Annotated in this window: 25 protein-coding genes; 8 read left to right on the forward strand and 17 right to left on the reverse strand. The window is 68.5% G+C overall.

All coding sequences use genetic code 11. From position 1 onward, the window contains the following. Positions 1-27: 27 nt before the first annotated feature. On the forward strand, positions 28-1,374 hold the full coding sequence (gene selA / locus OXG83_10925) for an L-seryl-tRNA(Sec) selenium transferase (protein MCY3965541.1): 1,347 nt from the start codon (positions 28-30) through the stop codon (positions 1,372-1,374). Here the strand turns inward: selA and OXG83_10930 are convergent. Genes OXG83_10930 through OXG83_10950 form a run of 5 tightly spaced genes read right to left on the reverse strand, consistent with a single transcriptional unit; the run spans position 1,371 to position 8,333 of the window. Beyond that, positions 1,371-3,176, reverse strand: coding sequence for a PilC/PilY family type IV pilus protein (locus OXG83_10930; protein MCY3965542.1), 1,806 nt, complete (start codon positions 3,174-3,176; stop codon positions 1,371-1,373). The two genes, selA and OXG83_10930, sit on opposite strands and share 4 nt — an antisense overlap. After that, entirely contained in the window at positions 3,173-4,198 is a 1,026-nt protein-coding gene (locus tag OXG83_10935; protein MCY3965543.1) for a hypothetical protein, read from the reverse strand. The genes OXG83_10930 and OXG83_10935 overlap by 4 nt, the downstream gene beginning before the upstream one ends. Continuing rightward, complete coding sequence (locus OXG83_10940) at positions 4,195-4,641, reverse strand: type II secretion system protein (GenBank protein MCY3965544.1); 447 nt, start codon at positions 4,639-4,641, stop codon at positions 4,195-4,197. Before OXG83_10940 ends, OXG83_10935 begins: the two co-directional genes overlap by 4 nt. 39 nt (positions 4,642-4,680) lie before the next feature. Next, the gene (locus tag OXG83_10945) at positions 4,681-5,469 is read right to left on the reverse strand and encodes a prepilin peptidase (GenBank protein MCY3965545.1); all 789 of its coding nucleotides are present in this window, start codon (positions 5,467-5,469) and stop codon (positions 4,681-4,683) included. Then, positions 5,469-8,333, reverse strand: a complete 2,865-nt coding sequence (locus tag OXG83_10950; GenBank protein MCY3965546.1) for a M20/M25/M40 family metallo-hydrolase — start codon at positions 8,331-8,333, stop codon at positions 5,469-5,471. Before OXG83_10950 ends, OXG83_10945 begins: the two co-directional genes overlap by 1 nt. 27 nt (positions 8,334-8,360) lie before the next feature. Between OXG83_10950 and OXG83_10955 the strand changes: the two genes are divergently transcribed. After that, entirely contained in the window at positions 8,361-9,488 is a 1,128-nt protein-coding gene (locus OXG83_10955) for a lysylphosphatidylglycerol synthase transmembrane domain-containing protein (protein MCY3965547.1), read from the forward strand. Here the strand turns inward: OXG83_10955 and OXG83_10960 are convergent. From OXG83_10960 to OXG83_10975, 4 genes are all read right to left on the reverse strand, one after another. Further along, positions 9,396-10,235, reverse strand: a complete 840-nt coding sequence (locus OXG83_10960; GenBank protein MCY3965548.1) for a decaprenyl-phosphate phosphoribosyltransferase — start codon at positions 10,233-10,235, stop codon at positions 9,396-9,398. The two genes, OXG83_10955 and OXG83_10960, sit on opposite strands and share 93 nt — an antisense overlap. A gap of 87 nt (positions 10,236-10,322) precedes the next feature. Continuing rightward, a complete protein-coding gene (locus OXG83_10965) occupies positions 10,323-11,633 on the reverse strand; it encodes an OFA family MFS transporter (GenBank protein MCY3965549.1) in 1,311 nt (436 codons plus the stop codon). 10 nt (positions 11,634-11,643) lie between these two features. Beyond that, complete coding sequence (locus OXG83_10970; GenBank protein MCY3965550.1) at positions 11,644-12,393, reverse strand: hypothetical protein; 750 nt, start codon at positions 12,391-12,393, stop codon at positions 11,644-11,646. Position 12,394: 1 nt separating this feature from the next. Then, on the reverse strand, positions 12,395-13,762 hold the full coding sequence (locus OXG83_10975) for an ABC transporter substrate-binding protein (GenBank protein MCY3965551.1): 1,368 nt from the start codon (positions 13,760-13,762) through the stop codon (positions 12,395-12,397). A gap of 199 nt (positions 13,763-13,961) precedes the next feature. Between OXG83_10975 and OXG83_10980 the strand changes: the two genes are divergently transcribed. Together OXG83_10980 and OXG83_10985 are read left to right on the forward strand one after the other, a co-directional pair. Beyond that, positions 13,962-15,506 carry an acetyl-CoA carboxylase biotin carboxylase subunit gene (locus OXG83_10980; protein MCY3965552.1) on the forward strand — a complete coding sequence of 515 codons (1,545 nt, stop codon included), beginning with the start codon at positions 13,962-13,964 and terminating at the stop codon, positions 15,504-15,506. Beyond that, positions 15,497-16,015, forward strand: a complete 519-nt coding sequence (locus tag OXG83_10985) for a biotin/lipoyl-binding protein (protein ID MCY3965553.1) — start codon at positions 15,497-15,499, stop codon at positions 16,013-16,015. The genes OXG83_10980 and OXG83_10985 overlap by 10 nt, the downstream gene beginning before the upstream one ends. 113 nt (positions 16,016-16,128) lie before the next feature. On the opposite strand, the gene OXG83_10990 is transcribed toward OXG83_10985, so the two are convergent. From OXG83_10990 to fni, 6 genes are read right to left on the reverse strand one after another with little or no spacing between them, the layout of a single operon-like run. After that, positions 16,129-16,803 (reverse strand): metal-dependent transcriptional regulator, encoded by a 675-nt coding sequence (locus OXG83_10990; GenBank protein ID MCY3965554.1) that lies wholly within the window; start codon positions 16,801-16,803, stop codon positions 16,129-16,131. A 2-nt stretch (positions 16,804-16,805) separates the two neighbouring features. Then, positions 16,806-17,624, reverse strand: coding sequence for an isopentenyl phosphate kinase (locus OXG83_10995; GenBank protein ID MCY3965555.1), 819 nt, complete (start codon positions 17,622-17,624; stop codon positions 16,806-16,808). Positions 17,625-17,677: 53 nt separating this feature from the next. Then, the gene (gene mvaD / locus OXG83_11000; GenBank protein ID MCY3965556.1) at positions 17,678-18,730 is read right to left on the reverse strand and encodes a diphosphomevalonate decarboxylase; all 1,053 of its coding nucleotides are present in this window, start codon (positions 18,728-18,730) and stop codon (positions 17,678-17,680) included. A gap of 53 nt (positions 18,731-18,783) precedes the next feature. Then, positions 18,784-19,890, reverse strand: coding sequence for a hypothetical protein (locus tag OXG83_11005; protein MCY3965557.1), 1,107 nt, complete (start codon positions 19,888-19,890; stop codon positions 18,784-18,786). A gap of 9 nt (positions 19,891-19,899) precedes the next feature. Continuing rightward, complete coding sequence (locus tag OXG83_11010; GenBank protein MCY3965558.1) at positions 19,900-21,159, reverse strand: hydroxymethylglutaryl-CoA reductase; 1,260 nt, start codon at positions 21,157-21,159, stop codon at positions 19,900-19,902. After that, entirely contained in the window at positions 21,152-22,195 is a 1,044-nt protein-coding gene (gene fni, locus OXG83_11015; GenBank protein MCY3965559.1) for a type 2 isopentenyl-diphosphate Delta-isomerase, read from the reverse strand. Before fni ends, OXG83_11010 begins: the two co-directional genes overlap by 8 nt. Before the next feature lie 193 nt (positions 22,196-22,388). On the opposite strand from fni, the gene OXG83_11020 reads away from it, so the two are divergent. Together OXG83_11020 and OXG83_11025 are read left to right on the forward strand one after the other, a co-directional pair. Beyond that, positions 22,389-22,700, forward strand: coding sequence for a type II toxin-antitoxin system HicB family antitoxin (locus tag OXG83_11020; protein MCY3965560.1), 312 nt, complete (start codon positions 22,389-22,391; stop codon positions 22,698-22,700). Further along, entirely contained in the window at positions 22,678-22,905 is a 228-nt protein-coding gene (locus tag OXG83_11025) for a type II toxin-antitoxin system HicA family toxin (protein ID MCY3965561.1), read from the forward strand. The genes OXG83_11020 and OXG83_11025 overlap by 23 nt, the downstream gene beginning before the upstream one ends. Before the next feature lie 48 nt (positions 22,906-22,953). Here the strand turns inward: OXG83_11025 and OXG83_11030 are convergent, their stop codons facing one another. Both OXG83_11030 and moaA read right to left on the reverse strand, forming a co-directional pair. After that, positions 22,954-23,103 carry a hypothetical protein gene (locus OXG83_11030; GenBank protein MCY3965562.1) on the reverse strand — a complete coding sequence of 50 codons (150 nt, stop codon included), beginning with the start codon at positions 23,101-23,103 and terminating at the stop codon, positions 22,954-22,956. A 407-nt stretch (positions 23,104-23,510) separates the two neighbouring features. Beyond that, complete coding sequence (gene moaA / locus OXG83_11035) at positions 23,511-24,560, reverse strand: GTP 3',8-cyclase MoaA (protein ID MCY3965563.1); 1,050 nt, start codon at positions 24,558-24,560, stop codon at positions 23,511-23,513. A gap of 94 nt (positions 24,561-24,654) precedes the next feature. Here moaA and OXG83_11040 point away from each other — a divergent pair, with 94 nt between their 5' ends. Further along, a complete protein-coding gene (locus tag OXG83_11040; protein MCY3965564.1) occupies positions 24,655-24,954 on the forward strand; it encodes a type II toxin-antitoxin system prevent-host-death family antitoxin in 300 nt (99 codons plus the stop codon). After that, positions 24,951-25,370: a PIN domain-containing protein gene (locus OXG83_11045; GenBank protein ID MCY3965565.1), complete on the forward strand. Its 420-nt coding sequence runs from the start codon at positions 24,951-24,953 to the stop codon at positions 25,368-25,370. Before OXG83_11040 ends, OXG83_11045 begins: the two co-directional genes overlap by 4 nt. Positions 25,371-25,402 lie beyond the last annotated feature (32 nt).

The following is a 25,402-nucleotide window of genomic DNA, read 5'->3' on the forward strand; positions in this document are numbered from 1 at the left end:
GGCTGCGAGGAATAGGATCAGCGGGACGTGAGTCAACTGCGACGACTACCTGCAGTGGGACGTCTGCTGCAGGAGAGCCCGCTTGCCGAACTCACAGGATTATACGGAAGGCAAGCGACGAGGGTCCAAGCGGCCCTGGTGATCGATCAGCTTCGCGGCGAGATCCGGACGGGTATCGAAGACGACGACCTGGGCGACCTCATCCGCCGGATCCCCGAACTCGTCCGCGCCGCCCTCGAAGCCGAAGCGCCGCCGCTTAGGCGGGTGCTCAATGCGACGGGGATCTTCCTCCACACGAACTTGGGCCGGGCACCGCTTCCTCGATCTGTCGCCCATGACCTCAGGACGCGGCTCGACGCCTACTGCGACCTGGAGATGGATCTTGCGACCGGACATCGCACCGACCGCAGCCTTCGCGTCGAGAGTCTCATCCGGACCCTGACCGGCGCCGAGGCGGCCCTGGTCGTCAACAACAACGCGGCCGCACTGGTGCTGGCGCTCTCGACCCTGGCTTCCGGACGGGAAGTCCTTCTTTCCCGAAGTGAACTGGTCGAGATCGGCGGCTCGTTCCGGATTCCCGACATCCTCACCGCAAGCGGCGCCCGGCTGGTCGAGGTCGGCACGACGAACCGGACGCGGCTCGCCGACTTCGAGCGTGCCGTTCGACCGACCGCATCCCTGGTACTGAAGGTCTTCTCGAGCAACTTCCGCATCCGCGGGTTCGCGGAGGAGGTTCCGGTAGCCCAACTCACCGCCTTCGCGCACCGGCACGAGCTGCCCCTCCTGGTCGACGAGGGCAGCGGCGTCATCGAATCGCGCAAGGCGCCGCCGCTCCGCCAGCACGAGAGTTTCCGGGACCTGATCGAAGCCGGCTGTGATCTGGTTTGCGGCAGCGGCGACAAGGTCCTCGGCGGACCCCAGGCCGGACTGATCGCGGGTCGGAGATCGATCGTGGACCGACTCCGACGATCGCCGCTCTACCGCGCGCTTCGTCCGGGACGGCTGGTCCTGACCGCACTGGACGCTGTGCTGCGGCGGCACCTGGCGGAGCAGAACATGCCGATCGAGGCTCTCTGGAGCGACACAGGAGAATCGCGCCCCCGGCTCGAACGGATGGCCGACAGACTTGGGGGGCGGGTCGTCCGGGGCGACGCCTACCTGGGAGGCGGCTCCGCGCCGGACGAAGCGATCGAGGGTTGGGTCCTCGCGCTGGACGCTCCCGCGGAGACCGCCCGCCGGCTTCGGACCGGCGAGCCGCCAGTGGTTGGCTACCAGCGCGACGGGCACCTCATCCTCGATCTGCGGACCGTGGATCCAGCCGACGACGAGGCGCTGGCCATGGCGGTCGAACGGGTTCTGGAGCGGCGATCCTAGGGCCCGCCTTCGGCCCAGTCCGCCTGGATCCGGCAAACCGGGAGAACCGCCAGCCGCATCGGCAAGCCGTCCGGGCCGGAGCCGATGAGCCGAATGCGGCTGCCATCGAACCGGCAGCGTTCCGGCATCCGAGCGCGAAGCTTCTCGAGCGTCGCCAGCTCGTCGGACTCAAGCACCTCCGCGGCCGAACTTCCCGCGTGGTCGATCTCGATCCGGGTCGGTGATCCAAGGACGGACGCCGGCGACGAGGCGCTGCGGCCGACCAGCCGTGCACGGGCGGAGGCACCCGCGGCGTCGCCGGATACGAGCTGAAGCGCGTACTTGCGGATCTCTCCGCCGTCCGGCCCGGTCGGACGTAGGGTGAAGAAGGTCAGAAGCCCACCGGCGACCAGGGGCGGCGACGCGGGACGCTCCCCGGCGCCCAGAGCCAGGGACCACCCCTGCTCCCGGGGAGACAGCACCGGCGAGAGCCGATCGACACCGCCGAGTGGATTCTCACCATCGAGCTGAGGCAACTCGTCCGCCGTACCGGAGCCGCCGGAGACACCCTCCACGAACACCTGGAACCGGCCTGCCGCCGGTTCTTCGGTCCCGGCGCCCGGATCGGCGCCGCCGCCGGCGCCCAAGGCGAGAGCACGAGCACCGAGCGCCCGCAACGGGATCACCGCAGGCGGATGATGGATCGGCAAGCCGCCGGTGTCGAACACCTGCCTGGGTTTCCATGCACCCGCCGGAACGCGGCCGCCTTCGAGCTCTACCGCGGGTGACAGGTCAACCCGGTAGAGACTGCCCTCGGTCGTCCCGATGTAGACGCGGTCCGCCAGTCCGTCGCCCGCGGCGTCGACCACGGCCGGCGCGGCGACAACAGGCCCATCGAGCGCCCGCTTGTACAGCACCTCCCCGCCATTGATCGCCACGAAGTACAGCCAGTTCCCCACACCTCCCGACCGCGCCGGGTCGAAGCCGCCTCCGAAGATCGCAACCGGATGAACCTCCTGGCCGAACCGCAACGACACGACCGACGGCTTCGACACCGTGTAGCCGAGATCGGCCTCGCCGTTGCCGTCTTCGTCCCGGCTGTCGGCGAAACGCCACAGCAAGCGGGGCTCCGGCGACAGCTCGAAGGCGTAGAGAAGGCGACCGGCCCGACCGAGTCCTCCGACCGTCACCGTCCGCGGTCGATCGCTGTCTCGGCCGGCGAGCCTCTTCACCGTCAGCGGGGCATCGTCATCGTAGGCGCCGATCTCGGTCAAGGCGGCATCCCGGACCCTGCCTCGCGCCGCGTGCGCAGTGCCCGAGAGGTCCCAAGCGTCGGTCTCGCCGGCCGGCCACGGCATCAGGTCGACCACCGCGGTCAGCTCTCTTGTTGGAGGCGGCAGGCCATCCAGGCGCGGCGGAGCCACAGCAGCCGCTCCGGCGACGTGACTGACCCGTCGCAAACCGCCAAGCGAACTCAACGCTCCGTCCAGATTCGCCATACAGAGGTGGCAGACGCCGTTGGCCACCGGAAAGAAGCCCGTAACCTCGACCGCGATCTCCGCCCCCGGCTTACCCGTGACCAGGGTACGGCTGTAGGGCTCGGCGGAGCCGGCGATTCCGCGCGCGATCGCGAGCTGAAGGCCGCCCTCGGCGGCTGCGAGCAGACGTGCCTGGAGCTTCTGTCCGGAGGCGATCAGCATCTGCGTCTGCGTCGCCACCAGAAGCGCGAGGCAGGAGCCGCTCAACAGCAGGAGGATCAGCGTCACCAGTAGGGTCGAGCTGCCTCGCATTGCAACCGGCAGCTCTTCAGGCCCGGATCTCACCAAAGGTCTCTCAGCCGAACCACGCTCGCCGCCGACCGCTCCGCACGCAGTGCCGCCGCGGCCGGTTCACCGATCCGGGCGGTAGTCGTGACGGTCACGCTCGGTCCACCGTCTTCGCCCTTCTCCCGGACCGTCACCTCGAGGTCGGTAATGCCGTCCGCGACCACCTGAGTCAGGTTCGCGCTCCGATGTCGCCAGGCGACCGCCGAGCCGGGGTAGAGGCGGGCCATCGCCAACTGCGGTCCGCGCCGGGACTGCGGATCCTGCGGTCGAACATAGAACCGCCACTCCTCCAGCACGCCCACCCGGTCCACGCTGCTCATGTAACCCGCCGGCCAGCTCCCGCCGCTCGACATCGAAAGAAAGCCCGCCGCGAGCGAGCCCCGGGAAGCATCGGCCTGAAACTCGACCCTCAACCTGCGGCCACGGCCTCGGCCGCTGCCCGCCACGTCGACGATGGGAACCACCGCGTGGACTCCCGTGGCATCACCGGAGACCAGGAGCAACGCGTCGTCACCGGCATCGCCGGCGGCTCGGAGCATCTCGAGGGATTGAGCGGTCCCGTATGGAGTCTGCGCACCGACGACGACCCAGCCGCTCCTCGCCACCGGGTCGAATCCGTACTCGTCGACCCAGTAGAGCGGGCCGTTGATCACTCCGCGGATCACCAGCACGTCGGTTCCTTCGGCTGCCGTCGTGGAACCGACGGCATGGCCCGCCCGCACTTGCTTTTCGACGTCGACCGCGAGTTCGGGGCGTGGTGCCTGGCCAGGCAACTGGTGAACCAGACCACCGCGACCGGCTGCCCGCAACGATCGCCGCAGTTCGACGTGCGCCGCCTGCTGCGCCTGCAACAGCGACGCCGTCTCGAGTTGCGCCCGCGCCAGTCGCTGATGAAGAACGAACAGGAAGAGAGCGGCCACCGAAACCGCCACGGTCAAGGAGAATGCGACCAGCGTCTCGATCAGGCTGGCCCCGCAGTCCGGCCGCGCCGCCACACCCCTCCCGGTGGCGCCGTTCATCGCACTTCCTTCGTGCGGAACGTGACGAACCGGATCGTCCGCTCGCCTGCCGCACGGCCCGCCTGCAGCGCGGTGACTTCGACCGTCACCTCCTCCACCTCCACGGACGCTCCACCACGAGCCGGCACCGCCACCGGCGCTGCCCGCACCGAACGCCGGAATTGCGGTGTCTCCGTACCGCAGTTCTCCCGCCAGGCTGAGATCGAAGGACACCAGACCTGTTCGACGTTCGCCGCGTGAGCGATGTCGTCCAGGGAGGAACGCGCCATGGCCGCCAGGGTGTCCGCCCGGGACGCCTCGAGGTTGTTCAGGCCGGACCGAACGAGGAGCGACATCACCGTCGCGGCGGCAAGCCCGAGCAAGGCGCAGGAAACCAGCACCTCGACGAGGGTGAAGCCGCCGCAGTCTGTTCCACCGGTGCCGGGACCGCGCAAGTCGCGCATACCGACCAGGACGGATCCGGGACTCCGGTCTTGGCAGCGCTACAGCAGGGACGAGTAGGCGGCGATCAGATGCGGCCCGAAGAAGAGCGCCACGACCGCACCGATCGACAGAAAGACCCCGAACGGCAGGCGCGAACCCCAGCCCAGCCGCCCGCGGACCATCAGCAGAATCCCGAACACCGCGCCGAACAGGCACGCCAGAAAAAGCGTAAGCAGCATCCCGGAGGGGCCCAGAAACGCGCCCACACCGGCCAGCATCTTCACGTCGCCCAGGCCCATGCCCCGAACTCGCCGCAGCAGATACCAGACCCCGATCAGGAGGAGCAGAGCCACGGCGCCGGCGGCGGCGCCGAGAGCCGACCCCAGCGGCGTCGTCCAGCTAACCCCGAAGGACGCAACCAGGCCAAGGCCCAGAGTCAGGTATGTCAGCTGATCCGGAAGCAGGTAGTGGGCCGCGTCGATCGTCGCGAGCACCAGCAGGAGGCTCGAGATCAGCGCGGCCGCCAACCCGTCGACGGTCGGTCCGAACGCGAGCCAGGAAACGAGCCACAGGAGCCCGGCGGTAGCTTCGACCGCCGGATACCGCCACGAGATCCGGGCGCCGCACATGCGGCAGCGGCCGCCGAGCAGAACGAAGCTCAGGAGCGGCAGGTTGTCCCGGCCCGCGATCCTCCCGCCGCAGCCCGGGCAGCGGGAACGCGGCCGGACCACCGACTCGCCGCGCGGCAGCCGGTAGGCAACGACGTTCAGGAAACTGCCCACGCACAGGCCGATGACCGCGGAGTACACGGCACCGAAGATCGCCATCGCCGGAGCCTCTTCGAACATCAGGGTTCGCCGCGACGCCTTTCGCGGACGGCGGACGGCAAGGAGTCGTCCTCCGCGAGGACGAGAGCGGCGACCACCCGCTTCATCGTCTCGCAACCGCGAAGGAAGTCCTCGACGGGTATCCGTTCGTCGGCCCCGTGGATGCCGCCCGCATCCTCGGCGGAGAGGATGAAGGGCGAGAAGCCGTAGGCGTCCACGCCGCGGCGGCGGAAGAAGCGCGAGTCCGTCGTACCGGCAATCATCGCCGGCGCCACCGGGGCGTGCACGCCGAGAACGCCTTCCAGCGTCCGGTAGACATCGCTGTTCGTGCTGGACATCGGACTGCCGCCGGAACGCAGCAACTCCTCGACATGGATGCCGTTGCCGAGCACCGTCTCTACCCGCCGCCGGAACCGGTCGACGTCTGTGTCCGGCAGGAGTCGCGCGTCGATCAGCGCACTCGCCTCGCCCGGCGCCACGTTCACCGGGCCGGCACCGTTGTCGATCCGGGTGATCTGGACCGTGTCCCGAAAGCTCGCCGCCATACCTGGCAGGAGAATCCGGTCCAAGGCCCCGTCCCGGATCCGACGGTCGAGTTCAGCCTGTACGACATCCAGGGGCTGATCGAAGACCTGAGCGAACTCGCCCTGACGTAAGCCGGCCAGGGCGCGGTAGGCCTGGTGGGCCGCGGCCGTGACCCGCCAGGGATGCTCGAGGTCCAGCACCCGGTTCAGCGCCCTCAGCAACCGATGCGTAGGGCTGGCCGGGTTGAATCCCGAGCCGTGGCCGCCCCGACCGGCCGCGGTGACCCGCAGCCAGAGCACCTGTTTCTGGGCCGTCTCGATTCCCCACCACAACAGCCGCTCTCCGGCCATCCGGTTGACCCCCGCCTCGTTCAGCACCGCCTCGGCATCGCTGAACAGTTCCGGGTGCTCGTCCAGCAGCCAGGCGACACCTTCTTCGCCACCCGCTTCCTCGTCGGCGCTGGCCACGAGCACCAGATCCCGGCGCCGGGGACGATCGCTCTCGAGCAGATGGAGCATGGCAACCAGGTGCGCGACGCCGAGGCTCTTCGCGTCCAGCGCACCGCGACCCCAGATCCGCCCCTGGTGCACTTCACCGCCGAACGGCGGCCGGCTCCAGCCCTCCCCCGCGGGCACGACATCGAGGTGGTGCAGTAGAACGAGACTTCGACCGGCCGCGTCGATCGCGTTGGCCGGCAACCGTGCATGGAGGTTCGCTCGTCCATCCGGGCTCACCAGCATCCGGACTTCGATCTCTCCTCCCGGATCGCCCCGCTCGATCAGCGCAGCGAGATACTCGGCGGCCAGCCGCTCGCCGCCGGGCGGGTTGCTCGTATCGAAGGAAATGTAGCGCCCCAGCCAACCCACTGGGTCGTCCGGTGCCGGCAGGTTCGCGACCAGGGCGGCGGGGTCGGCCGGCGGCGGGGCCGCATCGAGCAGATCGCCTACGACCTGGGCGTACAACTCCACACCTTCGACGAAGGCGGGCAGTGCGATCTTCTCGTTCGGACCCGCCACGGTCATCGTGTCGGCGGAGACGAGCCGGAACGGAGTGAAGCCGTAGGAGGCGATGCCCTCGTTGCGGAAGAACCGGGAGTCGTTGGCATAGCGGGCAAGCAGGTAGGGACCGACGCGGTCCGGCTCGACGCCGGTCCGCCAGCGCAGCGAGTCGATCAACTGAACGTAAGCCGGGTGGTCGAGGGGACTTCCCCGCACCGCACCCTGGCGCTCGTGGAGCCTGATGTCGATTCCGTCGAGGAGACGGTCCGGGAGGAGTTCGGCGGCCGCCGCGTCGGCATCGAGCCCGGGCAGTACGTGGAGCACGATCCGCAGCCGGAAGCCGCCGGCCGCCGACGGCTCGACGGCGAACGGGTGCGCCTCGTTGCGGAACAGGGCCTTGAGCAGAGCCGGCAGACGCTCGAACAGCCCCGGCTCGCTCAGGACGCGCTCGGGCTCGGCCAGCGCGGCCCGGTAGTCCGGATGAAGACGCGACGGTGCGTAGGCGGCGGCGAACGCCTTCACCTCCGGCACCAGGGCGGTCGGCGGCGCTGAGCGGAGCGCCTCGAACAGCGCCGCTCGGAGCTCTTCCAGCCGCTCCGCCGACCCACTGGTCGCCGTCACTTCGAGGAACTGCTTCTGCGCGAACGACGTGCCCCAGTACTTGACCTCACCGACGGAGGGCGCCTCCAGCACCCCACCCTCGGTGAGCACGGCCCAGAACCGGCGGGTCAGTTCCGGCCGGTTGGCCAGGATGTGGCGCGTACCCGGTTCGCTCCCGGTCTCCTCGCTGCTGGTCGCGAGGAAGATCAGCGAGCGCCGCGGACGTCGGCCCGTCTCGTCCATCCGCTCCTTCGCCGCCAGCACCGCGGCGAGCTGGGCAACGGTGACGCTCTTCATGTCGAAAACGCCCCGGCCGATGATCCACGGCGGATCGAGCCGCGCCTCGAAGGGAGGCACGACCCAGTCCTCCGGACGGCGTATCGGATCGACATCGAGGTGGTTGTGAAGGACCAGCGCCTCCTCGCTCTCGCCCTCGAGGATTGCCCACAGGTTCGCCTTGGCGCCCGGGTGCTCCTCGATCTCGACCGTGAGGCCGGCATCTTCCAGGATCCTGGCCAGGTACCGGGCGGCGTCGATCTCCCGGCCCTTATCCGGCGTCGTGTCGATCCGGACCAGGGCCTGAAGCCGCCGGACATCCTCGTTCGCCTCGTAGTCGACTTCCGACCAGGCCGTACCTGTGACCGGCGCCGGGGCGCACTGCCGCAACAGGACGCCAACAACCACCACAACGAGCAAGGTTCCGTAGAGCGCGATGCGGGACGCCACGGGGTGGCGCGCGTGCAGTTTCGCGCTACTCGACATCAATGGGATCAGCTTAACGGTTCCACAGTGAACCGCACTCACGGCGGCCCCTTGTCCTGTACGGCCGAGAAGCTGCTACCGTCCATGCCGCCTCCCGTGCCGGTCTCCCGCCACCGTCCGAGCGCCGCCGACCCGACAAAGCCGTTCCGCGGCATCGGGAGAGGTCTTCTCATCCTCCTCCTGCTCGGCGTCGTGACCTTCGCAGCGCTTGGATTCGTCGGCGATTTCGACCAAATCCGCGATCTCATCGGGGGCTTCGACGGCGGCGTGCTGACCCTTGTGCTGCTTCTGTCCGCGGTCAACTACGGTCTCCGCTTCATCCGCTGGCAGGTCTACCTCCATCGCCTCGATGTCCGACTCCCCATCGGTCGGAGCCTGGCGATCTTCCTCACCGGCTTCCTTTTGGCGGTGACGCCGGGCAAGGCGGGCGAACTGGCGAAGGCATGGATGGCGCGCGAGTTCGGCGCGTATCGGGCCCGCCCCGTCGTCGCCGTCGTCGTCACCGAACGGCTCCTCGACGTCATCGCGGTCCTGCTGCTGCTGGCGTCCTCGGTCGTGGTCTTCACCGGACAACGATCGTTCACCGCGACGATCGTTCTCGTGGCGGCCGCCGCAGTGATCGCCCTGGTCTACCGACCCCTCACGGACCGCCTCATGCCGATGCTGGCGAAGACACGCCTGGGCGCGGGACGCGCGGCGATGCTGGTCGACATCCACCAGGCGTTCAACCGCCTCGTCGAACCACGGATGCTCCTCGTCGGCCTGGCGCTCTCCACGACCGCCTGGGCGGCCGAGGGAATCGGTTGCGCGCTGGTCGTCCGGCACTACGAACCTGCGGTCCCGATGCTCGCTTCGGTGTTCGACTACGCCGCTTCCAGCATCGCCGGCGCCGCCTCCATGCTCCCCGGAGGTCTGCTCGCCACCGAGGGGTCCCTGGTCCTGTTACTGGAGCGTCAGGGAGTCGCTCTCGACGCCGCCATGGCGTCGACCGTCATCGTCCGCGCGGCGACTCTCTGGTTCGCCGTCATCGTGGGCCTGCTGTCGCTTCCCTGGGTACTGGTGCTACTCCGCCGGGCCACTGACGTAAACGATCACGAGCACAGTGAGGCTGTAGAGCCCGATATTGACCAGGAACGGGACGTCGAACAGCAGTAGCTCGGTCGGATTGCGCTGCTTCGGGTTCTCCGCCTGGTGGATGAGGTATAGGTACCGAAAGATGCCGAACAGCACGAAGGGAACCGTCCAGACCAGGCTGTAGGCACCGAAGCGGGCAACCGTGTCGTCCGCCGTCGTGTAGAGGGCGTAGGACAGCAGCGTCGACGCGGTCACGACGCTCATCATCTGATCGAGGAACGTCGGGCTGTAGTGCGTCAGGACCGCCCGCTGCTCTCCGGCCTCGCCGGGGAGCAGTACGAGCTCGTGCCGTCGCTTCGAGAAGCCCAGGAACAGCGCCAGGAAAACGGTACAGAGCAGCAACCAGGCCGACACCGTGGCCCCGACCGCCGAGGCCCCGGCCAGTACCCGGATCACGTAGCCGCTCGACAGGACCATCACGTCGACGATCACGATCTCTTTCAGCCACAAGGTGTACAGGAGATTGACCGCCAGGTAGGTGGCAACGAGCAACGTCGTCTGGCCGTTCAGGGTCCACGCCGTGCCCCCGGCGAGCAGCGCCAGAATCGAGCAGGCCACCGACGCGGGCACCGCGCCCACCGCCCCGGAAGCCACCGGCCGAAGCCTCTTCGTGGGATGCCGCCGGTCGCGTTCGCGGTCCACCAGGTCATTGAACAGATACACGGCGCTTGCGGCGGCGCAGAAAGCCAGCGCCGCGACCACTGAGGCGGCGACCGTTTCCGGTTCCGTGAGGCCTCCCGCGAACGTCGCCGGAGCGAGAACGAACACGTTCTTGCTCCACTGGGCGGGGCGAAGCGATCTGAAGAGCGGCGTGAACACGGGTCGAAGTGGTTGGAGCCTTGGGGCTCCCAGGCGCTACGTCCTGGTGGGCACCGGGATTCCGTACTCCCGGAGCGTCCCCTCCAGGGTCGGACGGCCCAGCCTGATCCGATTGTCCGTCAGCAGGTAGCAGAACAGGAAGCCGCCCCCCAGCATCAGGATGCCCACCAGGAAGCAGTACATGACGGCCCGGTCCGGATAGACGTCCTTCAGGTAGCCCAGATACACCGGACCGACGATTCCGGCCGCCGCCCAAGCAGTGAGCACGGCACCGTAGATCGCCGACATCTTCTTCGGTCCGAACACGTCGAGCACGAAGGGTGGCATAGTAGCGAAACCACCTCCGAAACAGAGCAGGACGTAGCAGACCAGCGCTGAGAAGACCCAAGGGTTGGTTTCCGTCATCAGCACGCCGAAGACGACCATCTGACTCGCGTGCAGAATGCGGAACACCTTCACCCGACCGATGCGGTCAGAGAGCAGGCCCCAGAACAGCCGCCCGACACCGTTGCACAGCGAGCTGATCGCGATGAGAGTGGCGCCGTACTCGGCGAGCGTCGCCGGCTCCAGAGACGGATCGGAAAGCCCCCACACCTCCTGCAACAGCTCCGATTGGAAGCTGATGACCGTGATCCCGGCCGCGATGTTGAAGAAGAAGACGACCCACATGACCACGAACTGCTGGGAGCTGAGGTAGGACTTGATGGCCGGTGAATCGTCCGGGGCCGCATCCCCACCGGACGGCGCCGCGGCAGCGGACGGCGCCGCCGGCGGCGGCGGATCGCTCAGCAACAGACTGCAGGGGATCAGCAGGCAGGCGAAGATGATGCCCAGCCACAGGAAGACCTGTGCCAGGTCATCTCCGGTGCGTACGACCAGCAGGGGCGCCAGGCCCTTGCTGAGCAGGAACGCCCCGACGCCGAAGCCCATCACGACGATTCCGGTGACCAGCCCCTTGTGGTCCGGAAACCACTTCGCCACCGTCGCCACCGGGGTGACGTAACCCAGACCGATGCCGGCGCCGCCGATCACCCCGTAGCCCACGTAGAAGAGCGGCAGGAGGTCCAGAGTCAGGGCACCGGCGGCGATCACGTAACCGGCCGAGAACATCACGCTGCCGATCAGGGCCAGCTTGCGCGGACCCATCCGCGGCAGAACCTGCCCGGCCCACGCCGCTGAGACGCCGAGCGAGAAGATCGTGATGCTGAAGGCCCAGGCCGTTTGCGAGAAGGTCCATCCCACCTGCCGGACGAGCATCGTCTGGAAGAAGCTCCACGCGTAGACCGTGCCGAAGCACAACTGCAGCGTCGTGCACAGCAGCGCGATGACGGTTCTCGGGACTCGCATGCCCGTCGTCCTACTCCGGTGCGGAGACGCCTTCAGCCGCGGGCGGCGTGCCGCTCCGTGTACCGCGCCGCGCAACGTGAAGAAACAGGCGCGCCATGTCTCCCACCTCATCCTCCCGCACGAGAATGTCGCGCTCGGCAAGATCTTCCGTTTCGCCGTCCCTGGCCAGGTCCACCGCATAGGCCAGCAGATCGGCCAGGGGTTTCGCGGCCAGATTGACGAACCAGATCGAGGCCAGCACGCCGAGCACGAGGATGACGCAGATCAGGTAGACCTGCTGTCCGATCGCCCTCTGGATCTTGAGCGCCACGACATCCAGGTCCATGCCCACGTGGACCGTGCCAGCGACGCCCGCCAGGATCGGGCTGCCGACCTCGATGAAGTCTCCCATCCCGGGAAGACTCCGTTCGACCAGCTCCGTGCTGGCGTGGTCACTCTGGAGAATCTCTTCCGGGATGCCAGGCACGAAGGTATGGGCCAGGAACTCGCCCGTCTCGCTGGTGATGTAGATGTACCTGATGCCCTGGATCTCGAGAAACTGATCGACCAGCGACTGCAGAGTGGCGAGATTCTGGTTCAGGAGGATGCCGGCGCTCGAGTCCGCGATCGTCTTGGCGATGTTCTGGGTGTTGATCTCGTACTCCGCCGACAACTGGGTGTCGACGGTGTAGATACAAAGAATGGACGTGGACAGGACGATCAGGCCGAAGACGGCGAAGATGCCGAACCTCGTCTTCTGGAACAGCCTGCGGATCTTCATCTCACGCGAACCTGGCTCCCCAGTCGTCCAGCGGCACGAATCGGCCGTCTTCCACGACAGTGTGGTACACCATCTGGAGCCCCTGGCGCCGGTCGGCACCGAACGAGACCTTCTCGCTGATCCCGAGGTCGAAGTCGCGAACCGAGAACACGGCTTCCTCCAGTCCTGCCCGGTCAGGGTTCGGCCCGAGCCGCCGGAGGATCTCCGCGAGCAGCTTGGCGTTGAGGAATCCCTCGAGACTGCCGAAGCTGTGCGCGAAGGGCGCGTATTCCTCCTGGATCAGCTCCTGCGGGACCTGGGGGTCGTACTGGGCCATCAGCTCGCGGTACTCCCTGACCGCCGGAATCGACGTGTCCTCGTAGCTGGGGACAACCTGGGAGTTGATCAGTAGCCGCGTGTACCTGTCGGCGTCGTCGCGGCCCTCCGTCAGGAGCTTGAGGAGATTCTCGCTGCCCACGAAGGACAGGTTGGCGATCGGAACGTTCAGCCCGAGATCGACCGCGTCGCGGGCGAACGCGGCGCACGCCGCGTAGGCTCCGATACAGATCACCGCATCCGGCGAGACGCCCTGCAGGATCTCCACCTGCTTGCGCATGCTGCCGGTGAACTTCTCCCCGCGGCTGTACGTCGCTTCACCGGCGAGCTTCTCGCCGTGCTTGTCCAGGGCCGCACGGACTCCTGCCCAGCCGCTGCGACCATAGGCGTCGATCTGGTAGAAGACCGCGATCCGCCGCTTGCCGATGCGCACCAGGTTGTCGACGAGGCCGGCCGTTTCCTGGTTGTAGGAAGCCCGCAGGTTGAAGGCGAAGTCGCCGTAGGGCGGCTCACGTTGCGGCTGAGCGCCGGTGAACGGGAAGAACAGGAAGATGCTCTCGTTCTGGAACTTCTTGAGAATCGGCAACACGCGAGTCACGGTCGGCGTTCCCACATAACCGAACAGCAGGAACACCTTGTCCTCCAGCATGAGCCTCATCGTGTTCTGGACGCACGGGTCGGGCTGATACCCGTCGTCGTACAGCTTCATGCTGATCCGGCGGCCCTCGATGCCGCCGTTGTCGTTCACGTGGTTGAAGTAGGCGGTGGCGCCGCGGTACAGCTCCGCGCCAAGGCCCCTCGACGGGCCCGAAAACGCGGCGGACACGCCGAGGACGATCTCACTGTCGGTCGCACCCCCACCCTCCGTCCGGTCCGAAGCCTCGGTGCCTTCGTCGTCCGATTCCTGTCCGCGCCCGGCGCCAAGGGACGACGCCGAAAAGGGAGCCACTAGCAACGCCGCCAAACCACCCCGCATGAGTGACTTCCTGGTTACCAGCGGCCCCCAGTTCTCGCCCCTGCCGCCGTCGTGTCCGAGACTCCTGTCGATGTTCATCGTCTCTCCTCCCGAATGGAGAGAAGACTATAACTCCCATGTGTCGTAGGGCTTTCGGTCCTCCGGCGGCTTTCGGGGCTAGCGCCCCGAAACCCCTCGCAACTCGGTGTTTCGGCCCATCCCGTCCTCTCCCACGGGCTTGCGCCTCGACTCACACGTAGCGTTCTACGGCGCAAGCCCCTAGGATTTGACCCTTGGCATGACGAACCGGTTACAGAAGGTGCTGGTCGCGAACCGCGGCGAGATCGCCGTGCGCGTGATCCGGGCGCTACGCGAACGGGGCATCGTCTCCGTCGCCGTCTACTCCGAGGCGGACCGCGACGGCCTGGCGACGCAGATGGCGGACGAAGCGCACTGCATCGGACCGGCGCCGTCGATCGAAAGCTACCTCCGGGCGCCGAAGATCGTCGACCTCGCATCACGGGTCGGCGCCGACGCGATTCACCCCGGCTACGGCTTCCTGTCCGAGAACGCCGACTTCGCCCGCCGGTGCGAGGAACGTGGCGTCACCTTCATCGGGCCGTCGTCAGAGGCGATCGCGGCGATGGGGTCGAAGATCGAGAGCCGGCGCCTGATGAGAGCCGCCGGCGTTCCGATCGTGCCCGGCGGCACCGAACCGCTGGCCGATGCAGAGGCGGCGCGCGCCGCGGCGCGAAAGATCGGCTATCCGGTGATGCTCAAGGCTTCGGCCGGCGGCGGCGGCAAGGGCATGCGCCTGGTCCACGAGGAAGAGGAACTCGGGGCCGCGTTCCGCGGCGCATCGTCCGAAGCCGGCGCCAGCTTCAACGATCCCTCGGTCTACGTCGAGCGCTTCGTCGAACGTCCGCGCCACGTCGAGATCCAGGTACTGGGCGACCACAGCGGCCGCATCGTGTCGCTCGGCGAGCGGGAGTGCTCCCTTCAGCGCCGCCATCAGAAAGTCGTCGAGGAAGCGCCGTCGCCGGTCGTCGATACGGATCTGCGCCGGCGCATGGGCGAGGCCGCGGTGCGTGCGGCCGAGGCCGTGAACTACGTGGGCGCCGGCACCGTGGAGTTCCTTCTCGACTCCGACGGCGAGTTCTACTTCCTGGAGATGAACACACGGATTCAGGTCGAGCACCCGGTGACCGAGCTGGTCACCGGCGTCGACATCGTTGCCGCTCAACTCGACATCGCCGCCGGCGAGCCGCTACCGGAGGCCCTGCTCGGCGGCATCGAACCACGTGGCCACGCGGTCGAGGTTCGCCTGTACGCGGAGGATCCGTTTCGCGGCTTCGCACCGTCGCCCGGGAAGATCGAGTTGCTCCGCCTGCCCGAGGGTCCAGGTGTCAGAAACGACTGCGGCGTCTACGAGGGAGCCGAGGTCACGATCCACTACGACCCCATGCTCGCCAAGCTGATCGTCTGGGGCCGCGATCGCCCCCAGGCCCTGGCCCGGTTGCGCCGGGCCCTCGCCGAGACCCGGGTCGAGGGCATCCGCACCAACCTGGCCCTGTTCGAACTCCTGCTAGAAGACGACGACTTCCTGGCCGGCAACATGGACATCTCGATGCTCGACCGCAAGCTGGAGAACGGGGACCTCCGGGCGCCTACTCCGCGCGAAGACACGCTGGAGGCGGATCTGCCTGTCGTTGCGGCGGTCCTCGCCCACCTCGGGCGCACGTCCCCGAACGGCGCCGCGGCGACATCGATCGGTGCCACGGCCCGCTCGAACTGGCAACTCGCGGCACGCCGCGAAAGCCGGAGGGGAACGACGTGGAACTGATCGTCTCCAGCGCGGAGCGGGAAGTCGCCGTCGAAGCCCAGGCTCGGGAGAACGGCGACTGGACCATCGCCATCGACGGTCGCGAGTACCGGGTCGACGCGGCAACCGTCGGCCGGCCGGACGTGCTGAGTGTCATCGTCGACGGGCGGCAGACCACGGCGAGCGTCCGCGCGCTCGGCGAGGGTGTCTACGTCGTCAACGGGGCTGAACTGCGCGTGATCGACCCCCGGTCACGGGGCCTGGCGACCGCTGCACAGCAGGCCGAGGACGGCGCGTTCGAGGCCACTGCGTACATGCCCGGTCGCGTGACGGCGGTGCTCGCCGCCGAAGGCGAGGACGTCGCCGCGGGTCAGGGCGTCCTCGTGCTCGAAGCGATGAAGATGGAGAACGAAATCCAGTCGGAGATCGACGGCCGCCTCGAAAAGCTCCTGGTCGAAGTCGGTCAAACCGTCGACGGGGGCGATCCGCTGTTCGTGGTCAGCCCGACCGACGGGGCCACCGCAGACTAGAGCCGCCAAACCCGTCGCAGACTCCGTGTTTGGCCCCAGCCCCCACCTTGCCAGGACGCAGCGTCGCAGAACTCGCTTCGCGGCGTTCTGCGGCGCAGCCTCCTAGCGTCGCTTCACGGCGCCTCCCGCACCAGGACCTTGGACGCCGCCGGAAAGCCCAGGCTGAGTTGTCGGGACCCCGCAACCACGGCGACGCTGCCCGCGGTCTCGTCCCGCGCAGCGACCTCGACCGACTTGCCCGGCGCCAGACCCTCACGCTCGGCGAAGCGCAGGAACTCGGCGTCCTGATCGGTGACCCGCACTACCTCGACGGTGCAGTTCAGCGGGCACTTCAGAAGGCTGGGATGATCCACAACCTCGATGTGGCCGTCCGCGCTGGGGATCGGGTCGCCGTGCGGGTCGACCGCCGGGCGGCCCAGCATCTCGTCCATCCGTTCGATCATCCGCTCCGAAACCGCGTGTTCCAGCAATTCGGCCTCGGAGTGGACCTCGCTCCAGTCGAATCCCATCACGCTGACCAGGAACAGCTCGACCAGCCGATGCCGCCTCAGTACATGCGCCGCAAGTTTGCGGCCCGCGGGCTCCAGCCGCACACCGCTGTAGGGCTCGTAGGCGATCAGACCCGACTCGGCCAGTGTCTTCATCATCGCAGTAACCGAGGCCGGCGCCACCTCGAGCAGGGCCGCGATGCGACCCATGGGCACGAGGTCCCTACCGGCCTGCCGCGCCTCCTGCTCGGCCCGGAAGATGCACTTCAGGTAGTCCTCGACGGTGCTGCTGGCGCGCATGGTCATCGCGGTCTGGAACAGACGAGTGTACCGGCGCCTTCGGCGACTTCGCCCGGATGCCGGAGCACCGACTGAAGCAGTCCCGGCTCGCGGCCGTCGATGATCATCGACTCGACGCCGCCCCGGGCCAAACGCCAGGCCGTCACCAGGCGATGCTCCATGCCACCCGTCACGTCGACCGCCGCCGAACCGCCGGCCGACGCCGACGCCGCCTTGATGTTCGTCGCGTCGATGCGTGGAATCAGCCGTCCGCCGCCGTCAAGGACGCCGGCGGTAGCACCAAGCCACACTGCGCGCCGAACGTCGATCCCGAGCGCTGGCAGGCTGCCGGCCAGGAACTCGAACACCGTCTCCGTCGAGACGATCGCCGCTCCGCGCCGGCGGTCGATGGCCACGTCGCCCATCGTCACCGGCACCAGGCCGAGCCTCAGAGCTTCGGCGAGGGGCGCGGGGGGATCGCCGCACGGCTCTCCATCCTGGGCGACCAGGAAGCCGGACGGCGGCTGGGAGTACGCGGGCACGCCGGCATCGATCAGACTGGAGACGACGACTCGGTGCAGGGCCTGCGCCGCGGCCTGCGTACGGGCGATGCCCATCCGATCGGCCGGGGTCTCGAGTCGCCGGCCGCCGACGCCTCCAACCAGGCCCGCGGCGCGCGCCTCCGGGTGACCGAAGGAGCCGCTGCCGTGACCGACGATCAGCCCGCCACGGGGCCGGCCGGCCGCGATCTCGGCAGCCAGTCGCCCCAGACGCTGCCTCTCGACCGACCGCGGTCTGGCTTTGTCCGTGATCAGGCTGCCGCCGAGCTTGACCAGGGTCACGCTCAACCGACCGCGCCTGCTGCCCGTCTCCGGCTGCGATCGTCGGACCATGATCAGAGGTCGGCGCCGCCCCGCCACACGGGCGGGCCCCCGGTCCGGTCGCGCACGACGTACTGGACGCTGCCCTGCGCCTCCAGCCGCTCCGCCACCTGCTCTGCGTCCGCCGGCTGGCAGATCACGTGAACGTTGGCGCCCGCGTCCATCGTCGCGTAGGCGGCCACGCCGTCGGCCCGCAAGCCGCGCACCGCCGCAAGCACCTCGATCGTCCCCGGCGACCAGTAGTAGACCGGCGGCCGGGAGGACATCGCGATGAGGTGCAGGTCGATCCCCTCCTCCTCGACCACCTCGCCGAGCGCCCTGAAGTCACGGGCATGGAGCGCGGCGCGGACACGCTCGAGCCTCCCATCCAGCGCGGCGAGGCGAGGCGCGAAGTACGGACTGCTCTCGGCTCGCCGGTGTCCGTCCCGCGACGACACCTTCTTTGCGCCCGTCTCGACGACTGCGATCAGATCGCAGAGTTCCCACGCCCGCTCGTCCAGGATCTGAACTGCCGCGTTGCCGTCCCCATCCGGCCACTCGACATAGCCACCCCAGGCGGAGCGGGCGGCCGATCCCGAACCGCTGCTCCGCGACAGCTCGGAGAGTGTGCGCGGCGCCAGGTCGAATCCCATGCAGGCCGTGGCGGCGAGTGTCAGCGCGGTGAAACCGGAGGCCGACGAAGCGATCCCCGCAGCCGTCGGGAACGTGTTGTACGTCGCGATGCGGAACCCGCCCGCGTAGGGTGCGGCTGTCTGGCGAGACCACTCCCGCAGCCGGTCCAGATGACGCTTCGTGCGCTCGACGAAGGCCGGCGGCGGTGCGGCCGGCCGGCCCGGACGGCCACCGGCCGGCTTGTCCAGCCACCAGATTTCGTCCTCCTCGCCTTCGGCCAGCGGCGATGCGGAACAGACCGACCGGCACGCATCGAGGGTCATCGACAACGACCGGTTGAAGGGCACCGGTTCCTCGAGATCGCGGGCGCCCCAATACTTGATGAAGGCAATGTTCGACGGCGCTTCGGCGGTCACTGGACCGGGTTCGCGAGCCGGTTCAAAGGGGGTTTCCATGATTCGCTGCCGAGCCTACAGCCGCCGTCCAGCCGTCCTGGGGCGCGGACGAATCAGTCCTCGAACCGCAACCCGTCGCCACCGATGGGCGCATCGACCGCTACCAGGTCCGACAGGCCTTCGACCGTCCCGGCATCGCGTCCCCCGAGCATGCACACGAGCGCGCCCGCCGACTCGCCGTCGAGGGCACCGGCACCGGAGATCTTGGCAACGCCGCCGGCCGCTTCGACGCGCGCGATCCGCTCCGCGACGGCAGGCGGTACTACACCGAGATCGACCAGGGCGCGGTGAGCCGCGGCCACCGCCGCCGACGCATCCGACAGCCGGTCCGTAACGACCGCAACCCGGAAGGACTCGACGGCCTCGCCGATCCGGTCGAGCACCGCGCCAACCTGCTCGGGCTCCTCCTCGTACCGCCGGCGTACGGTCGTCACGACGGCGCCCGTCGTCTGATCGGGAGCGCCACTGTCCACGATCCCGATCTCAAGCCGAAGCCACTCCGGTCTTGGCAAGTCGTCGAACCGTTGGGCGCCGCCGGTGCGGCGCACCAGGACGACACCACCACGCAGGACCGTTCCGGTGTCGATGCCCGACGGGAAGCCATGCTGCCGCCGCTCCACCTCCAGCGCGACATTCTCGATCACAACCCGTTCCTGTTCCGCGGGATCGAAGCCGCCCGACACCGCACGCACGGCGGCGACGACGCCCACGGCGGCCGCCGCCGAACTGCCGAGACCCGCCCCAACCGGAATCGCCGATCGCAGCCGCAGGTCGAGCGACCGCTCCCGCAACCGGGCAGACGCCGCTGGTGTCAGCGACGCCAATGCCTCTCCGACCGCGATCCGGACCAACGAAGCGTGCTCGCGATCCGACCGAAAGGGCTCGCAGCCCGCCTCGTACGCCCGCCACCGCCGACGCGCGTCGTCGGTAAACGCCTCCACCTCTTGCCACGTACTCTCCTCCAGCACGTCGATGTCGGGAAGGTCGAGAGTCACCCGGCCGCGGCCCAAGGGTCGAATCCTCTCTCCCAGAGACGCTTCTACTTCGAGCCGCAGATCGACCGCAGCCACCACCGCCGGCCGGCCGTACACGGCGGCGTGCTCGCCCATCAGGATCACCTTGCCGGGCACGCTCAGCCGCACCGATCCGGTGTCGGCCATGGGCGGCGCTCAGCCGGCGCTCGCCGCGCTCGAGCGACCGAGCCGCTCGTGGGCGCGCGCCAGGTCGCGCGACGTGAACGCCGCGGTCAGGGACAGTTCGCCGGCCAGGACGACAGCGCCGACGATCTCGGCCAGTCGCCGCACGGCAGCTCCCGGCCGGTCCGGATCGGGCTGCACGCCCATCACCTCGAGCGCCTCTCGCTGGGTGTCGAGACCGGTGCCGCCGCCGATCGCCGCCAGCGGCACGTCCGGCATGTAGACGGACGCGTAGACCGAGCCGTCCTCGCGGGCTTCGAACGAAGCCACGCCCATCGCACCCTCGACGACGTGCGCGAGATCCTGGCCGCAGGCGACGAACACCGCCGCCAGCACGTTGGCGAACTGGGCGTTGAAGGCGAGCGCACCGGCCGCGACGGAGCCGAGCAGGTTCTTGCGGTAGGCGACGTCCTGCAGCGCCTTCGCTTCCGACTTGAGCACCTTGCGCACGGTGAGTTCGTCGAGCACGACTTCCGCGTGGATCCGCTTGCCGCGGCCGAGCTGGTAGTTGACCGCCGAGGGCTTCTTGTCGACACAGTAGTTGCCGGACAGCGCGACGCACTGGACGCCGGTCTCCGGTTCGATCAACTCCGACACCAGGCGGTCGCAGGCGATCGTGACCATGTTCATGCCCATCGCGTCCCCGGTGGCGAAGCGGAAGCGCAGGAACACCGTGCTGCCGACGACCGACGGCCGAATCTCCCGAAGCTCCAGGAAGCGGCTCGTCTCGTGCGCCTTGGCGCGGATCCTCTCCTCGTTCGCTTCCAGCCATTCGAGAAGCCGCCTGGTGTCTTCGATTCCCGTGGTGCGGAAGACCGGCGCCCGGGTCATGCCCACGTCCTCGACGAAGACGGTGGCACCGCCCGCCGCCGTGATTGCCCGGCAACCGCGGTTCACGCTGGCGAGGAGGGCTCCCTCGGTCGTCGCCATCGGCACGCAGACCGTGCCGTCGATCTCACTCCCGCGGACGAGAACCGGCCCGGCAACGCCCATCGGCACCTGAGCGGCGCCGATGAAGTTCTCGCAGTTCTGGCTGGACGCGCGTTCATCATCCAGGGTGTAGCCGCCAATGGCTCCAAGCGCCTCGCTGCCGCTCGCCAGTTCGAGAGCGCGGCGCCGGACCGCGGCCTTCCCGGCCGCGTCGAGTCCCGGCGGCGGCCGATGGAAGCCGCGTTCCCCGCCGGCGATCTCGATCGCCGCCGCCTCGAGTTCGGCGTCCAGCCGGTCAGGCATCGCCCGTCTCCCGCGGCAGCGGCACGCGGCGCAGCGCCGCAAGGTCGGCGGCGCCGGTGCAGAACATGCAGACCCGCAACTCGAAGGCGGTGCGGGCGATCCGGTCGACCACCGCGTCGGTCGAGGCGTTGGCCGCCTCCAGGAACGGGAACGCCATGCCGGCAATGTCGGCGCCGAGGGCCAGCGCCTTCGCCGCGTCGACCCCGGAGCGGATGCCGCCGCTACCGATGACCTGGACGCCCGGGACCGCCGCCAACTGGCGGATCGACTCCGGCGTCGGCAGCCCCCAGTCGGCGAAGCGTTCGCCGAGAGCCACCTCGTCGGCCCGGGCCGCCTCGATCCGGGCCCAGCTCGTGCCGCCGACACCGGCCGTGTCCAGGATGCGGACACCGACATTGGCGAGCTCGCGGCCAACAGCGGCCGAGATGCCGCAACCGATCTCCTTGACCACGACGGGCACGTCCAGCGCCTCGACCACACGCGCGATCTTCGGCAACAGGCCCCGGAAGTTCAGTTGCCCCTCCGGCTGCAGCGCTTCCTGCAGCGCGTTCAAGTGCAGCACCAGGGCGTCCGCCTCGACCATGTCGACCGCCACACGGCACTCGTCGACGCCGTAGCCGTAGTTCAGTTGCACCGCACCCAGGTTGGCCAGGATCGGCACGCTGGGTGCGAACTCCCGCACCCGGAACGTCGCCGCCGTTTCCGGATCGTCGATCGCCTTGCGCTGCGAGCCGACGCCAAGAGCGACCCGCTCCGCCTCCGCCGCCTCGGCCAGGCGCTGGTTGATCCGCTCGGCCACCCCGGTGCCGCCCGTCATGCAGGAGATGAGCAATGGCGACCGCAACTCCCTACCCAGGAACTCGCTACCGATCCGCACGTCCTCGAAGTCGATCTCGGGCAGTGCCCGGTGCTCGAACCGGTAGTCGTCGAAGTAGCTGCGCTCGACCTGCATCCGCCGATCCAGCGCCAGCCGGATGTGCTCCGCCTTGCGGTCCCGCTCCCCCTCGGCCGCCGCCAGCAGCGGCCGGCTGCTCACTTTCGCCACCCCGGTTCCGCGCCCGTACACATGCGCGCCACTGTACCGGAATTCGCGTAAGTGGAGCGTTCACGGTCGGATGCGGCTTCGGTTACAGCCGCCTGGAGCGCTTCCGGGAGGAGGATCCCAGCTGGACGTCGTCGGGCATTGGGACGTTGGTCAGCGGTGCTAGGGTCACTACCGGACCGACCCCATGAAACGAGTTGGCGTCAGCATCAAGTTCCCTGCGGAGGTACACCGCGAGCGGGACACATGGGTGGCTTCGTGTCCGCAGCTTCACGTAGCTAGCCAGGGCTCCACGGCCGAGGAAGCCATGGCCATGCTGCAGGAGGCGCTGGCCCTCTTCATCGAGGGCTGCTGCGAGGAGGGGATCATGGACCGCGTTCTAGAGGAGAGCGGTCTGGAAGTGCAGGTCACGGCGAACGCCGAGAACCGCGCTGCGCGACAAGACACGGTTTCCGTGCCGGTCAACATGGTTCCCCATGCCCAGGCTGTCGCCGGTTAGCCCGCGGAAGCTGGCCAGGGCGTTCGAGAAGCTCGGCTTCCGCGAGAGCGGTCAGGTCGGCTCGCACCTGAAGCTGTCCAAGCGGGGGTGTCGCCCCGTGATCATCCCGACCAACAAGAAGGAAGTCGAGGTCGGCATCATGCTGGCGAACTGCAAGACGGCCGGCATCAGCCGAGTTCGTCTGATCGAGTTGCTTCGCGACTGACGGCTGGCGGGAGTCGCCGACGCTCTGCGGCCGTCAACGGGGATCGATTCAGGTGAGGAGATCGGCGAAACGGGATTCCAGAGCCGCGATCCCGGTGCGTATCTCGGCGGCCAGAATGCCTAGGTCGCCACGAGTAGCGGGCTCGTCGCGCCCCGAAAGCCGGTCGGCGCGTTCCGCAGTCTCCTCGACTGTCGTCATCGCCGGCAGGCTACCGACTGCGTCTGCGGACCGTCAACGCCGGAACGACCCTCTTCCGCCGGAATCAGCGAACGGCCACATCTGGCACCGCAACACCGGCCCGGAATCGCGCCGAGTTGCTGGCACTCAACCTACCGCATGCACGGCGGACCTGCGCATTCACCGACGCCGTCCAGCCTGCCCCAAGGGGCGGAGGGGAGGGTCCCAGCGAGGCTGTCGGCAAGCGACGGCCGGCGCACTCACATGAACCGACGCCCAACCGGAGCGCAGCCGACCGCAGCGAGCGCCGTTCGTTAATCAACTCAGAAAGCGCGAGCGACCGCTGGGACCCTCCCCTCCGACCCCCCAGGCAGGCGGGTGCGTCCGACGACCCTCCGCCGCCGCGCCGCAGCCGCGCAGGCGATGTCTCAGCCGCCGATGCGGAACATCTCGACGCGCTCTGCCGCCGGCTGCAGGCCGGCGCGGAGGCGTTCGGCGCGGATCTCGGAGTAGCGATCCTCCCGTTGGCGCCAGTGGCCAGCCAGGAAGGTGAGCAGGTCGTCGTCGCTTGCGCCGGCGCGGACGCGGTCGCGGAGGGAGGGACCGGTGTCGGCGAAGAGGCAAGTGTAGAGCCGGCCGTCGGATGAAAGGCGCGCGCGGGCGCAGTCTCCGCAGAAGGGGCGGCTGATCGAGGGGATGACGCCGAACTCGACGCCGTCGTCGAGGTAGCGGAAGCGTTCGGCGACGTCGCTGGGTTGGGCCCGGTCGACCGGTTCGAATGGCCAGCGCTCGGCGATGCGGTCGGCGATCTCCGAGGCGGTGACGACCTGGTCGAGGCTCCAGTCATTCACCGTGCCGACATCCATGAACTCGATGAAACGGACGATGTGGCCCCGCTCCTTGAAATAGCCGGCGATGTCGGCGACTTCGTCCTCGTTCGTGCCCTTCATGACGACCGTGTTGATCTTGACCGGGCCGAGGCCAGCCTCCGCCGCGGCGTCGATGCCCTCGAGCACCTGGTCGACGCCGTGGCCCAGTCCCGTGACCCGGCCGAAGACGTCGTCGTGCAGGGACTCGACGCTGACGGTGACCCGGTCGAGGCCAGCGTCCACGAGGGCCTGCGCCTTCTTCGCCAGCAAGGCGCCGTTCGTGGTGAGGGCGAGGTCCTCGACTCCCGGCACCGCGGCCAGAATGCGGACCAGTTCCTCGATGTCCCGACGCAGCAGCGGCTCGCCGCCAGTCAGCCTCAGCTTGCGGACACCGAGCTGCACGAACAGCCGCACCAGGCGCTCGATCTCCTCGAACGTCATCAGTTGCTGCCGGGGCAGGAACCGGTACTCGCGGTCGGCCGGCATGCAGAAGGTGCAGCGGAAATTGCAACGATCGATGACCGAGATGCGCAGGTCGCGCACCGGCCGGCCGCGGCGGTCGATGACCGCGGCCGACGACGTACCGTCGTTCGTGGAGTCGGGGGTCATGGACGGATAATGCTACGCGAGTTCGGCGGTTGTCTGAGACGATCCGTCCACTCTAGCGCTTGACAGGCCTCTTTGATCAGGCCAGACTGGCCAAATGAAACGGGCCAGCGTCAGCGAAGCGAAGGACAACCTCAGCGGACTGCTCCACGAGGTACGCCAAGGGGAAACGGTCCTGATCACACACCACGGAGAACCCGTGGCGAGAATCGAGTCCTGCCGCACCGAACACGTAGCGCCTGACGATGCCGCGGCAGAGTTGGTCCGCCAGGGCCTCGCGACCGCGCCCCGCGCTCCGCTGGATGTCGACCGCGTACTGAAGGCGAGGCTCCCGCGCCTTCCGGCTGGCATCAGCGCTAGCCGTCTGGTCGTCGCGGAGAGAGCGAACGAGCGCTGAAGTACTGGGATTCCTCCGCCGTGGTGGCTCTTCTGGTCGAGGAGCCGACCACCAATGAGCGACGCCGGCTGATCCAGGAGGACCCCGTCATCGTCACGTGGTGGGGTAGTTGGATCGAGTGCGAATCCGCCTTGAACCGGCTTCGCCGGGAGCAGCACATCGAGAGCGCCGGACTCGAACTCGCTCACAAGCAACTTGATCGCCTGCGCTCCAGTTGGCTGGAGGTCGAACCGCTTGAGCGGGTCCGTCGCCGAGCGGTACGGCTCCTACGGCTCCACCGTCTACGGGCAGCCGATGCGCTGCAGTTGGCGGCCGCGCTCACGGCGGCCTCGGAAGATCCGTCCGCACTCGAGCTCGTATGCAGTGACGAACGGCTCTCCCTTGCGGCCCGCAGGGAAGGCTTCTTCGTCCGTTGACGGTCGCCGCTTCACGGCGGAGCTCTTCCGGA

The organism is Acidobacteriota bacterium (assembly GCA_026707545.1).
Lineage (GTDB): Bacteria > Acidobacteriota > Thermoanaerobaculia > Multivoradales > Multivoraceae > Multivorans.